This is a genomic window from Pusillimonas minor, assembly GCF_014237865.1.
GTDB classification, from domain to species: Bacteria; Pseudomonadota; Gammaproteobacteria; order Burkholderiales; family Burkholderiaceae_B; genus Neopusillimonas; species Neopusillimonas minor.
On sequence record NZ_JACJUU010000002.1, the window covers coordinates 118,295 to 130,935 of the forward strand.

Here is a 12,641-nt window from a genome sequence, read left to right on the forward strand (position 1 = left end):
CAAGCACGAGTTTCTTCCCCATGCAAAATACTCAAATGCCCTTGTTCACCATCGAGCGCAAAACAAAAGCCAGCCAGGTGGGTATGGTGGTTGCCATCGTATTGGTTATTGGCGCGGCCACGATGCCGTGGTGGGCAGGCTCAAGCTGGCTGCGTGAATTCAACCAGATTGCCTGCTACTTTATTTTTGCCAGCATGTGGAACCTGTTGGCCGGTTACGGCGGCATGGTTTCAATCGGCCAGCAAGCTTTCCTGGGGTTCAGCGGTTACCTGATGATCATCATGGCTAATTCGTTAGGCGTGAACCCCTTTGTCGCCGTGCCCATCGCCGCCCTGCTGTCTGCCGTCATTGCTCTGCCGCTGTCAAAACTGGCCTTCCGTCTGCAAGGCGGATACTTCGCCATTGGCACCTGGGTTATTGCAGAAGTCTTCCGATTAACCTTTGCCAATATTTCCTCTATTGGCGGCGGCTCGGGCATGAGCCTGACGGCACTGCGCGGCATCCCGCGTGCAACACGAGAATCCGTGACCTTCTGGATGACCCTTGCTGCTGTGGTCGCCACTATAGGGCTAACGTACTGGTTCTTGCGCAGCCGCCAAGGGCTGGCCCTACTGGCTATCCGCGACTCAGAAACAGCCAGTGAGTCTCAGGGTATCGATGTCAAACGGACCAAGCTTCTGGTGTATGTCGTTGCCGCCTTTGGCGCCGGGCTGGCCGGCGCGCTTTATTTCCTGGGTAACCTGCGCATCTCACCCGATGCAGCGTTTTCGGTCAACTGGACGGCATTTGCAATTTTCATGATCATGATCCGTGGCCTGGGCACGATTGAAGGCCCCATCTTGGGCGCCATCATTTTTTGGGCCCTAAACCGTTATTTTGCCGACTATGGCACATGGTACTTGGTGGGATTGGGGTTATTGGCCATTGCGGTCACCGTTGTCTTCAAACAAGGGCTCTGGGGGTATATCCAGCAGCGCTACGACATTCGACTGTTTCCGGTGCAACGCCGGCTGATACCGCGCGAATAAACCCCTAACCTGCCACCCCGGGTACCGTCAGCCGCACTCCCAGCCCGCCCAGGTTCGACGCATAGGCTTCAACAGCACCGCCATAGGCAGTGGCCATATCGCGCACAATCGACAACCCAAGGCCGCTGCCCGGCACGCGCTCATCCAGGCGAACGCCGCGTTCGAACGCCGCTTCGCGCCGGGCCTCCGGCAGGCCCGGGCCATCGTCTTCAACGCACAGCAACAACATCGTGTCGGCGCCCTGCTGAGCAAGCCGCGCTGTCACACGAATATTGCGACTGGCCCACTTGCAGGCGTTATCCATAATGTTGCCCAACATCTCTTGCAAATCTTGTGATTCGCCACGAAACGCGGCGCCCGGCGTCAGGCCGTCAAGGTTGATTTGCACACCGCGCTCGGCATAAAGCTTGGACAACACCCGCGTCAGCCCCTGCGCCACCGGCAAGACTTCGGTACGCAGCCCGGGCGTACGCACTGCGGCAGCGGCGCGGGCGCGTGCAAGATGATGGTCGACATGGCGGCGCGCGACGCCCACCTGATCGGCAACCAGACGGCCAAAATCGGAAGACTCGTGTGCCGACGCATTGGCCAGCACCGACAAAGGCGTCTTAAGCGCATGCGCCAGGTTGCCGGCCTGTGTTCGTGCGCGCTGCACAATTTGATGATTGTTTTGCAGCACCTGGTTAAAGCTGTCGACCAACGGCTGCACTTCAGAGGGGAAGTCACCGTCGATTTGCGTTTTGGCGCCATCTCGCACCGCACGAAGACGGCCGCGCAACATGGCCAACGGGCGCAAGCCCACCACGACCTGCATGACTGCGGCCATGGCCAGACCCAACGCCAGCACGCCTAACGATACGGCCAGCATGATACGAAACTGCCGAAGCGGTTGGTCGAGCACGGCCTGGTCAACGGCCACAATAAGCCGATAGCGCGCATCGCCCTCAGGCGGCGCAACAACACGGACCAGAGCCAGCATGTCGCCCATATCCGCGCCGCCATCAAACGCTGCCAGACCGCTGGACGGGTCGATGGACAGACGCGCCGGCACCTGCAGGGTTTGATCCCAAAGTGAACGGGAGTTGAATACCGCAATGTCTGACGGCAAGGCCGAGGCCGCTGGGGATTGAGCCAAGGTCAATCGGTCGACCTGCCAGTACAAGCCCGATAAAGGTTGCAGCAAACGGGGGTCGGTAGGCTCGAAAGTCAGCGCTGCATCGCCCTGCTCGTTCACCGACAACCCGGCCACCAGCTGATTCATGTGAACGGCCAGCTCGGACGCTAACTGACGCGCCGCATGCTGACGAAACAGATCGGACAGCACCCACCCCGCCACCAGCACCGAAACCATCACCCAGACCAGCGTGCCCGCCAGCAAGCGGGTACGCAAAGAATGGCGCAAACCGCGCAGCATCTGACGCATCAGGCCGAATCCCGCATACGATAGCCCAGCCCGCGAACTGTTTCTATCGCGCCTTCGGGCAGTTTCTTACGCAATCTGCCAATAAAGACATCGATCGTGTTGGAGTCGCGGTCGAAGTCTTGCGCGTAGATGTGTTCGACCAGCGATGAGCGGGAAACCACCTGGCCGGCGTGTTGCATCAAGATGGTCAGCACTTTGTATTCGTGCGCCGTCAGGGTTAAGGGCTGGCCGTTTACGGTGACACGTGCCGCGCGGGTGTCGAGCGTAATGGCGCCGCATGTCCAGCGTGCCGTGGCGTGGTTACCGCTACGCCGAATCAGCGCGCGCAAGCGCGCCAGCAATTCTTCCATATGAAACGGCTTGGTCAGGTAATCGTCGGCGCCGGCGTCGATACCGCTGACTTTTTCGTCCCAGTTACCGCGCGCGGTAAGGATAAGTACCGGCATCAGACGCCCGGAAGCCCGCCACTGACGCAACACCGTCAGCCCGTCCATGATCGGCAGGCCAAGATCGAGCACAACCACATCGTAGCGCTCGACATCGCCCTGGTAATGCGCCTGGGCGCCATCGGCCGCAGTGTCCACCACATAGCCCGCCGCAGCCAGCGCCTGCTGCAACTGCCCCAACAAAACGGGATCGTCTTCTACGACCAACGCACGCATCAGTTGGCCTCCCGGCGCTCGATGCTGCGACCTTTAACCCGGATAATTTCGCCCGATTGGGCATCAACTTTTAATTTAATGATGTTGCCGGCCGACTGCAGCAACTTGATTTCGTACAGGTAGAGGCCATCGTCCTCTTCAAACTCGATATCGACCGGGTCGCCGGGATACTGACTTTCTACTTTGTCGAGCACAACACGCAATGGCAGCACTTTGCCCGCAAGCAACGCTTGCCGGGCGCGATCTTGATCGTCGTCGGCACGCCCAACAGAAGGCACCAACGAAAAAGCCAGCAACCCGCACAACAGGCCGGACAGCACGACAGCACGCCACCGATGACGCACCGCTTTCAATGGGCCCAAGGCATGCAATCTCTGAAGTTTCATATCGCCCTGCTGAGGGGAAAGGGCAGGCAACGCGCCCGCCTCTGCCGTGTTGTTTTAACGCGCGAAACATGAACAGAACATGAACAAACCCTTCATGTAACGTTCATACGCCGGCGCGCACAATGCAGCCATGCATCTGCAAATACCTCGGGTGCAACCCCCTTTCCAGGAGCTCATCATGCAAAAAACCATTCGCCAGTCTGCCTTCATTATCGCACTGAGCAGTGCCGCCCTCGTGGCCAGCGCCATCCCTGCACACGCACAAAACGCCCCGGCCACACCGGCAGCGGCCACCAGTGCAACCAGCCCTGCACAAGCCCAGTGGCTGAACATCGGGCAAGTCCACGAAAAACTGGTTTCCGCCGGTTATACCGACATTCGTGAAATAGAACGCGAGCGCGGCGGCTACGAAGCCAAGGCACTGGACAAGGAAGGCCGACAGGTCAAACTGTATATCGACCCCCGCTCCGGCGACGTTATCAATCAGCGTACCCGCGACAAACGCAACGACGACTGACCACATGGCTTCCGGCGGCGCTGGACTAATCCGGCGCACGCCATTACGCTATGTCTACCTACAACTTTCGGAGGATAGACATGGGTATCATCACCATGATTGTGGTCGGTTTCATTGTGGGCCTTATCGCCCGCGCCATCATGCCCGGCGATCAAAAGCTGGGCATTATCATGACTATCATTCTGGGTATTGCCGGGTCAATTGTCGCCGGCTATTTGGGCGCCGCACTGGGCTTTTACTCGGCGGGCGAAGGGGGCGGCTGGATCGGCTCAATTATTGGCGCCATTATTGTGCTGTTCGTTTACGGCCTGGTCACTAAAAAAGGCTGAGTCGCGCGGACCCACCCTGATGGTTGTGCCACTGGAGGTGGTTTGTGCCAAATCCAGGCGCCACCCCAAACGCTCAACCATCAGGGTCACCAAATACAAACCCAAACCGCTGACCGGGCCATTATCCGACGCCAGGTCTAGTGTGCCTTGCAAAATATCTTGCGCCACGGGATCCAGCCCCGGCCCTTCATCGCGCACCTCTACAACATCTTCATGCAAGGCAATGTAAATTCGGCGTGTCGTATGCTGCAATGCGTTTTGAATCAGGTTGCGCAGTAACATGCGCACGACAACCGGGTCGGCACAGACTTGCCCGGGGCCAAAAGCATTAAATGACACGCGAGACGCAATCGGGAAGTCCGCCGCGAGGCCTTCAAGTACGACATGAATTTCGGTGGCCAGCGATACAGACGCCGGGAGGCTGTCGGCCGACTTGTTTTTGCGTGCCAAAGCCAACAACACACGTACATTAGACTGCATCTCGTCGGCTGCCCGCCGGATGCGCGCCAGTGTCGCCTGGTCGGCGGCACTCAGCCCCCCACGCTGCTCAAGAATATCAAGCGCACCGGTAATAATCGCAATAGGCGTTCTGAGTTCGTGACTGGCCAGCGAAAGCAATGACTTCTCGCGCCGGACATACGCCTCCAGCTCAGTCACAAAATCGTTGAACGCCCCGGCAATCGTTTGCAGTTCGGCGTCTTGCCAATGGCCGGGCAACCGGTCGATGGCGGGCCCGACGGGCAAGCGCTGAATTCGCTCGGCCAGTTCACGCAGTGGCTGGACGACACGGCGCGCACCCACCACAGACAGCACAATAACCAGCAGCCCTACCAACAGACCCACGACAAGAATGGCCATGCGAAACAACCATTCGCGTTCTTCGAAGTGCGTGATGTCCCGGGCCAGGTATAACGTCCCCCCGGAAACATTCGAAATGCTGACGAGATAGGTTTGCTCGTCGCGATAGACTTCGCCCATGAAGCCAGGCGATAGCCCGGCGAATACAGCGGGCAGCGCGTTGGCGGGGTTGGTTGCGCCCTGCCCGGCCGGATAATAAACCCGCGTTATGCCCGGCCCCTGCAGAACCAGGGCCTTTGCCGGATCGAACCCCTGAGCCACGAAAAACTCACGCTCTTGCGCAAGTTCAACGCGCAGCATGGTGTCCTCCAGGTCTTCGTTGACGAGCGTCGTGCTCACAAACATGGCCAACAGGGAGATAAGGCCGACCACGGCAATCACACGGTATATCCGGTACGAGATAGACCTCATGCCTGCACCTCTTCGGGCGATAGCAACCGATAGCCCCGGCCATGCAGGGTTTTGATCAGGGTCTGGCCGGTATGGTCTTGCAACGCCTTGCGCAACGCGTACACATGTGTACGCACGGTGTGGCGGTCAACTTCGCGTTCCCCCCAGACGGTATCAACAATACGGTCATACGAGACAAAATCAGGGTAGGCGCGGATCAACATTTCGAAAAGACGCGCCCCGATGCCCGACAACGCCAGATCCGGATGCCCCGCTACCGAAACCACTAAACGCCCCGGGTCAAAACCAATGCCAGGCATATGAACGACGCCTGTGCGCGACGGCAAGCGGCGCCGCCCCAACGCATCGACCCGCAGCTTCAACTCTTTAAGATTGAAAGGCTTGACCAGATAGTCGTCGGCGCCGGCGCCAAAACCCGCTTCTTTGTCGGGCAACTGGTCTTTGGCAGTCATGAAAATAACAGGCGTCTGACAGCCCAGGTCTTCGCGCAGACGCCGGCAAATATCAAAGCCCGAAACACCCGGCAACATGACGTCAAGCACAATTACGTCATACGACTGCGTGGCCACCAGATGCAAAGCGGTTAAACCGTCGGGCGCAAAATCCAGCACATAACGCCGATCATGGCCAAAATACTCGAACAGATTCTCGGCCAAGGGCCGGTTATCTTCGACAATTAGCAACCGCAGGGGCGTATCGTTCATTTGATCAGCGGCTCGGCGTGGCCTGCAGAACGCGGCCCCGAGGCAATCTGGTTGTCAGCATGGCTTTGATGATACATGAGGACGAACCGCCGGCTCTCGAGTACCGGTATTGCCCCCACATCGCCCAGCGTTGCCGCGTTTTCTTTCTGGATGGCAAACCACAAGCCCTCGCCAGTGGCCAGTCGGGCCAGCAATACGTCACGCGATACGCGCCGCGCGGTGTTGCGGGAATAAAAGCGCGCCGAAAACGGCAGGTCATCGACGTAAAGCAAAGGCGCTGACAACTTGCCATGATGTTGCGCATACGACACCAGATACTTCTCGGTTTTTAACAGGGAGGGATTCATCACCATGACGCTTACAAATACGGCTAACGCCAGTGGCGCCGCCGCTGCCGCATAGGGGGCAAGCATCACCCAGGCCACGGGCCGCTGCCTGTGCAAACACACCAACCCCCGGGCTAGCAACACGCTAAACCCGCCCAGCGCCGGCAAAAGATATGTCCAGAGGATATTGCCCGAGAAGGTGAAAAACATCGGTGTGAATAGGGCCCAGCCCAAAAAATAAAGCGTACGACGGTCATGGCAACCGGCGACAAGTAAGGCACGCCCACGCGCCGACACCGATAACCACAGCAGCAAGGCCAGGGCCAGAATGCCCCAAGGGAAAGACGCCTGCAGCCAATACACCCAAATGGTGCCGCGTGGTGCGCGATGCGCTGTGCCATACAAGTCGCCCGCCCAACCCGGGTCAAGAAACCGGCGCACATGTTCACCAACCAGAAAATAATCCAGGAACCCGGGCGTTTTAATCTCGGCCAGCACATACCATGGCACCACCAGCACCAGCAACACTGCCAAGCCCGTCACCCATGGCAAACCTTTGAGCGAGGCGCGGAAAGATCGGTCGAGCAAAAATGCAGGCGCAACGGCGCCGCCCACCAGAACGACGGCCAGCGGCCCTTTGGCCAGCAAGCCCACCGCAAGCCCAATAAAGAATGCATACCGCCAGAACACCCCGGAAGCGTGTGACGCCATCAGGGCACCCGTCATGCACAGCACCGTGCCCAAGGCCAGAAAGGGGTCAGTCAGCACCGCGCCCGAGGCAATAAACACCAGCGCGCAAGAAGCGTAAATCAGCACAGACAGTCGTGCCGTTGACGTGTCGTAGACCTGCCGAACGCAAGCGTACAAAGCGCCCAGCGCTGCCAGGGTCGCACACCATGAAGGCAACCGCGCGGCAAAGTCTGTGACGCCGAACAGGCGAAAAGACGCGGCCTGGGCCCAGAAAGAAAGGGGAGGCTTGCCCCAGAACGGCACCCCCGGCTCGAACCAGGGCGTAATCCAGTCGCCCGATTCGGCCATTAAGCGGGCAATCTCGGCATAGCGTGGCTCGGAGGTGTCGGCGAGCGGTAACAGGCACATCCCGATCAGCGGCAGCATCAACACCGCCAGCAACAATACGATATAGCGACGATCAGGCCGCATGACCGCGCTCCTCGACCATGCGAACCCCGACAGACCGACTTGTCTGACGACGCTCGACGATGTCTCTGACCAGATAAAGCGGGCGCTGCTTGGCTTCGAAGTATGTTTTACCCACGTACTCGCCCAGCAAGCCTACCGACACCAATTGAACGCCGCCAAGCAAAGTCATGATCGCAATCAGTGAGGGATAGCCTTGCACGACCTCGCCCAACACCAGCGTTTTGGCAATGATCCAGCCCCCGAACAACACACCGGTCAGGGCCGTCAGCAAGCCAAGCACCATGGCAATGCGCAGCGGGGCCACCGAGAACGACGTGATCCCCTCGAAGGCCAGTCGCAACAAGCCGAGGTAATCCCACTTGGTGTGCCCCGCAGCCCGCGGCGCGCGGTCGTATAACAATACCGTCGTCGGCAAACCAATCCAGGCAAACAACCCTTTCATGTAGCGATTTCGCTCTGGTAACTGGCCCAGGGCATCAACAGCCTTGCGACTCATCAGACGAAAATCGCCGGTGTCTTCAGGAATATCAACCGCACTGACCCGATTGAGCAAACGATAGAACAGATGCGCACTCAGCTTCTTTGTCGCTGTTTCGCCGGCACGCGTCCGGCGCCTCATGGCCACCACGTCTGCGCCCGCTTGCCAGGCCTCGATCATTTGCGGGATAAGCTCGGGCGGGTCTTGCAAATCGGCATCCAGCACGACAACCGCATCGCCTTTGGCGTGGGCTATACCCGCAGTCAGGGCCGCCTCCTTGCCAAAATTGCGGCTGAGCCGGACCGCACGTACATGCAGCACCCGTGCGGCGAGGTCCGCCATGTCAATATCGCTGCCGTCGCGGCTGCCATCGTCAACCAGCACAATTTCGTACCGAAGCGGCAACCCCGACAAGACCGCCGTCAGGCGCGCATGGAGCAACGGCAACACCGCACGTTCGTTATATACAGGCACCACAACCGACAAAAGCGGTTGCGCCGCCGGCTTGAAACGCAGTTGCATTGAAGCATTCATGTCAGGACTCACTGAAACATCAGAAGAGCCCCCACATTAAGCGTCGACGCGACAATAAACCGTCAAAGAAAAGTCAAGAAAACGTCAAAATCGGTAATTACCCGGGTGTGGCAACCAGAAAGGCCCCGAATACAGGCACACGCCCCTGAATGTGCTTGTTTGCATCAGATGATTGCATTATGCTTCTAAGGCTGAATATCGAGCCGGACGAGATTCTTCGGCGCCGGAACCCGCTCCACCCTTATCGCAGGATACCGCCATGACCAACTCTCATAACGAAGCCACAGAATCCGCTAGCACCGACGAAGCGCAAGCCCTTCAGGTGTCGTCACCCAGTGTCGACCTCGACGCGGCCAACACACAAGCCGAACAAGTCATCAAACGTTACGTCAAATGGGCTGCAGCGGCCGCCATCGTGCCGGTCCCGGTACTCGATCTGGCCGCCTTGGCCACCGTTCAGGTCAAAATGATCAAAAACATTGCACAGTGCTACGGCGCAACTGCCAACGAAAGCTCGCTCAAGCCCGTTGTGGCATCGTTGCTGGGTACGCTCGGCGCCGCTGGCATCAGCGGCGGCCTGGTGGGCTCTTCGGCCAAAATCGTACCCGTCACAGGCACCATTCTGGGCAGCATTGGTTTTGCGGCCTTTGGCTCGGCAGCCACCTATGCCCTGGGCCGCGTGTTTTCCTCGCATTTCGCCTCGGGTGGCACCCTCGAAAACTTCAGCGCCAGCGCCGCCACCGGCCGCCTGAAAGCCGAATACAAAAAAGCCCGCGCCGAGTAACCCCGCCATGCTGCCGTTTTCCATCCTGGCCTATGTGTTGCTCTCTTTATTGGTGGGCTTCATCGGGCGCAACAGCCGCGTGGGCTTTGCGGGTGCATTCGTGCTTTCGCTCCTGCTCACGCCGGTTGTCATGGGGTTGGCTTACCTTATCGCCGAACCGCGCAAAACATGACCTTGCCCTTCACATCTTCCGGCACCGTCAATGGCCAAGTCTCCTGATACCCAAAGCACCGGGGAATTCCTTCTAGGGCTGCTGGGCCGCTCAAAACAAAGGGGCAGCCAAGCCCCTTTTTCTTTGCTGTCGTTCATTAAGGCCGGCACACAAAATGGCGCGCGGGGGTTCTTGCTGGCCTACGCCATTTTGTCGGCGGCAGCAGGCACGGGCATTCTGGTATTACTCAACACCGAGTCACAACTGCTCGAGCAGCAAGGCTACTCCACACTACTTGCCGTTTTCTTCATTGTTCTGCTGTTGGTGTACCGCTTCTCGCAACGCCTGCTGGTTGCAAAAACCGCCGCCCAAATCGAACAGGCGCTGCACGCAAAACGGCAGCGCATTCTGGGCAAAACCCTTAATTTGTCGCTGCGCGATCTCGAAAACCTGGGCGGCAACCGGGTCATCAATGGCATTTCCGCGTCATACGAATCGCTTTCGCAAGCAGTCGTGCCTCTGGTTGCCGGTGTCGAAGGCCTGGTCATGCTGGTCTTCATGTATGCCTACCTGCTGGTGTTGTCGCCGGCCGCTGGGTTGCTTACGGCCGTAGTCGCCGGTCTGTCGGTTTTGGGGTATCTGGCGCTTAACAAGCACCTCGACAGCACCCTGAAAGAAACCGAAGAAGACAGCCAGCGGTTTCGCGACTACGCAAACGCCGTGGTACAGGGCAGCAAAGAACTACGCCTGAACCCGACCCGACGCGCCGGACTGGAACAGGACATGGTCGACACCTCTGCGGCGCTGGCGTCCAGCCGCTCGACCAGCGCGCACATTTTGGCTCAGATCCTCACCACCGGCACCTCGGTGTCCTACCTGTTGGCAGGTAGCGTCGTCTTTTTATTGCCCCTGCTGGCCGACATCCCCGGCGAAGACATTTCCCGTATTGTCATGGCGGTCTTGTTCCTGATCGGCCCGGTGGGTTCTTTGGCCAATAGCATCCAGCACTATGCCATTGCCCGCTTTGCCATGGGCAACATCAACCGCTTCGAAAGCCAGATCGACAGTTGCCACCCGGCTGCCACAGCCGACCACGACGCTGGCGCGGGCGAGTTCACCGGCTTGTCACTGAAAAAAGTCAGCTACGAGCACCGCGTCCCCGAAGGCGCCGGTTCGGGGTTCCGGGTCACTAACATCAGCCTCGACGTCAAACCTGGGGAAATCCTGTTCATCACCGGCGGCAATGGCTCCGGCAAAACCACCGTATTGCGTGTGCTCACGGGGCTTTATCCGCGCGACACCGGCACAATGGCTTCTCAAGGTACCGACATCCCCTTAAACCCGCCTCAGTGGTATCGCAATCTGTTTGCCGGCGTCTTCGCCGACTACCATGTGTTCACCCGGCCCTACGGGCTCGACGACACCGGGCGCAGCATACTGGCCCAATGGCTCGAACGCCTGGCCATTAACGACAAGGTGCCCTGGCCCGCCGACCAGATCGACGCAGATGCACTGTCTACCGGCCAGCGCAAGCGCCTGGCGCTTGCGCTGGCCCTGGCCGAACAACGCCCTGTGCTGGTGCTCGACGAATGGGCGGCCGACCAAGACCCCGCAACGCGCAAACTGTTCTACACCAAAATTCTGCCCGAATTAAAAGCGCAGGGTAAAACCATTATCTGCATCACCCACGACGACAACTACTTTAATTGCGCCGACCGGCGCTTCCACATGTCTGAAGGGAAAATGACCCAGGTAGATGCCCCATGAATGTAAAGCTCCGACACCTTCTGCGCCGCCTGGCATCGACCTTGATATTTTTACTTCTGGTCGCCGTTTTTCTCATCATTATCTTGTGGGATGCCGTGATCCAGACCACACCGGTCGGGCATGCCAGTGTGCTTTGGCATCGTTTCCCCGTTGGGGGTCAAAGCTCGGTTGGGCCGCTACGCGAAGGCATGCACATCATTCAACCCTGGGACCGCTTCTACACTTACGACTTGCGTCTGCAAACCAAAGACCAAGACTTCCAGGTCGTGTCCAAAGACGGTTTGCATTTCAATATTTCGCTCACTATTCGCTGGCGTATCATCCGGCACAACCTGGTGCTCCTGAACCAGACCATGGGCCCCAACTACGTCGACAAGCTGCTGGTGCCCAAGGTCGGCTGGGCGGCACGCCGGGTCGTGGCCAACTATTCGGCCGAGGCCCTGTTCACCGACAAGCGCACCGAAGTTCAAGAGCTCCTGTACAAACTCATCACCGAGGGCTCACCCAAAAACGGTATTGCAGGCGAATCCCCCGACATGCGTGACGATGAAGACGTCGTCGAGCTTACCGATGTTCTCATCCGCAATGTCGAGCTGCCGGCGCAAATCAAGCGCGCCATCGAAAACAAACTCGAGCAGGCCCAGATCGTCGAAGAATATCGGTTCATTGTTCAACGCGAAGTGCTTGAGTCGCAACGCAAAGAAATCGAGGCTGAGGGCATTCGCAAATTCCAGGAGACCATCGCCCCGGCTATTTCAGACAGCTACCTGAAGTGGCGTGGCATCGAGGCCAGCCTCGAACTGGCCAAGTCTCCCAATAGCAAAATCGTGATTTTCGGCAACAGCGAAAGCGGCCTGCCTGTTATTTTCGATGCCACCGACAAGGGCCAATCGCCCATAACGATCGACACGTCGTCCAAGTCCGAATCGCCGCCTGCCAAGGCCGCTAAAAAGCTTACCCCCGCCGCAGGGGCCGAAAAAACCGCCGACACAGCTGCAGCCAAGGGCGATCCGGCGGCTTACCCGAACCTTGCCGAAGGCATGCCGCCCACCCCAGAAGCCATGCGCGGTTACAAAGACGACGGCCCCAATCACCGCAACCCTGTCGCCCGATCACGATAAC

General features: G+C 58.8%; 14 protein-coding genes. 7 read left to right on the forward strand and 7 right to left on the reverse strand.

Features of this window, described 5'->3' with window-relative positions:
* The first annotated feature begins 20 nt into the window (after positions 1 to 20).
* Positions 21 to 1,028: a branched-chain amino acid ABC transporter permease gene (locus GTU67_RS03310; RefSeq protein WP_185778754.1), complete on the forward strand. Its 1,008-nt coding sequence runs from the start codon at positions 21 to 23 to the stop codon at positions 1,026 to 1,028.
* A gap of 4 nt (positions 1,029 to 1,032) precedes the next feature.
* Here GTU67_RS03310 and GTU67_RS03315 read toward each other — a convergent pair whose 3' ends face one another.
* Genes GTU67_RS03315 through GTU67_RS03325 form a run of 3 tightly spaced genes read right to left on the reverse strand, consistent with a single transcriptional unit; the run spans position 1,033 to position 3,499 of the window.
* The gene (locus tag GTU67_RS03315) at positions 1,033 to 2,451 is read right to left on the reverse strand and encodes an ATP-binding protein (protein ID WP_249417525.1); all 1,419 of its coding nucleotides are present in this window, start codon (positions 2,449 to 2,451) and stop codon (positions 1,033 to 1,035) included.
* A complete protein-coding gene (locus GTU67_RS03320; RefSeq protein ID WP_185778755.1) occupies positions 2,451 to 3,113 on the reverse strand; it encodes a response regulator transcription factor in 663 nt (220 codons plus the stop codon). The genes GTU67_RS03315 and GTU67_RS03320 overlap by 1 nt, the downstream gene beginning before the upstream one ends.
* Positions 3,113 to 3,499 carry a PepSY domain-containing protein gene (locus GTU67_RS03325; protein ID WP_185778756.1) on the reverse strand — a complete coding sequence of 129 codons (387 nt, stop codon included), beginning with the start codon at positions 3,497 to 3,499 and terminating at the stop codon, positions 3,113 to 3,115. The genes GTU67_RS03320 and GTU67_RS03325 overlap by 1 nt, the downstream gene beginning before the upstream one ends.
* A 178-nt stretch (positions 3,500 to 3,677) precedes the next feature.
* On the opposite strand from GTU67_RS03325, the gene GTU67_RS03330 reads away from it, so the two are divergent.
* Both GTU67_RS03330 and GTU67_RS03335 read left to right on the forward strand, forming a co-directional pair.
* The gene (locus GTU67_RS03330; RefSeq protein ID WP_185778757.1) at positions 3,678 to 4,016 is read left to right on the forward strand and encodes a PepSY domain-containing protein; all 339 of its coding nucleotides are present in this window, start codon (positions 3,678 to 3,680) and stop codon (positions 4,014 to 4,016) included.
* Between the two features lie 80 nt (positions 4,017 to 4,096).
* Positions 4,097 to 4,345 (forward strand): GlsB/YeaQ/YmgE family stress response membrane protein, encoded by a 249-nt coding sequence (locus tag GTU67_RS03335; RefSeq protein WP_185778758.1) that lies wholly within the window; start codon positions 4,097 to 4,099, stop codon positions 4,343 to 4,345.
* Here GTU67_RS03335 and GTU67_RS03340 read toward each other — a convergent pair.
* Genes GTU67_RS03340 through GTU67_RS03355 form a run of 4 tightly spaced genes read right to left on the reverse strand, consistent with a single transcriptional unit; the run spans position 4,286 to position 8,805 of the window.
* A complete protein-coding gene (locus GTU67_RS03340; protein ID WP_185778759.1) occupies positions 4,286 to 5,614 on the reverse strand; it encodes a HAMP domain-containing sensor histidine kinase in 1,329 nt (442 codons plus the stop codon). The genes GTU67_RS03335 and GTU67_RS03340 overlap by 60 nt on opposite strands.
* Positions 5,611 to 6,318 carry a response regulator transcription factor gene (locus tag GTU67_RS03345; RefSeq protein ID WP_185778760.1) on the reverse strand — a complete coding sequence of 236 codons (708 nt, stop codon included), beginning with the start codon at positions 6,316 to 6,318 and terminating at the stop codon, positions 5,611 to 5,613. The genes GTU67_RS03340 and GTU67_RS03345 overlap by 4 nt, the downstream gene beginning before the upstream one ends.
* Positions 6,315 to 7,805, reverse strand: a complete 1,491-nt coding sequence (locus tag GTU67_RS03350; protein WP_185778761.1) for an ArnT family glycosyltransferase — start codon at positions 7,803 to 7,805, stop codon at positions 6,315 to 6,317. The genes GTU67_RS03345 and GTU67_RS03350 overlap by 4 nt, the downstream gene beginning before the upstream one ends.
* Complete coding sequence (locus GTU67_RS03355; RefSeq protein ID WP_249417533.1) at positions 7,795 to 8,805, reverse strand: glycosyltransferase family 2 protein; 1,011 nt, start codon at positions 8,803 to 8,805, stop codon at positions 7,795 to 7,797. Before GTU67_RS03355 ends, GTU67_RS03350 begins: the two co-directional genes overlap by 11 nt.
* 271 nt (positions 8,806 to 9,076) lie before the next feature.
* Between GTU67_RS03355 and GTU67_RS03360 the strand changes: the two genes are divergently transcribed.
* Genes GTU67_RS03360 through GTU67_RS03375 form a run of 4 tightly spaced genes read left to right on the forward strand, consistent with a single transcriptional unit; the run spans position 9,077 to position 12,640 of the window.
* Positions 9,077 to 9,601, forward strand: a complete 525-nt coding sequence (locus GTU67_RS03360; RefSeq protein ID WP_185778763.1) for a YcjF family protein — start codon at positions 9,077 to 9,079, stop codon at positions 9,599 to 9,601.
* A 7-nt stretch (positions 9,602 to 9,608) separates the two neighbouring features.
* Positions 9,609 to 9,773 (forward strand): hypothetical protein, encoded by a 165-nt coding sequence (locus GTU67_RS03365; RefSeq protein WP_185778764.1) that lies wholly within the window; start codon positions 9,609 to 9,611, stop codon positions 9,771 to 9,773.
* 30 nt (positions 9,774 to 9,803) lie between these two features.
* Positions 9,804 to 11,519: a cyclic peptide export ABC transporter gene (locus GTU67_RS03370; protein WP_185778765.1), complete on the forward strand. Its 1,716-nt coding sequence runs from the start codon at positions 9,804 to 9,806 to the stop codon at positions 11,517 to 11,519.
* Positions 11,516 to 12,640 (forward strand): prohibitin family protein, encoded by a 1,125-nt coding sequence (locus tag GTU67_RS03375; RefSeq protein WP_185778766.1) that lies wholly within the window; start codon positions 11,516 to 11,518, stop codon positions 12,638 to 12,640. Before GTU67_RS03370 ends, GTU67_RS03375 begins: the two co-directional genes overlap by 4 nt.
* The last annotated feature ends 1 nt before the right edge of the window (position 12,641 follow it).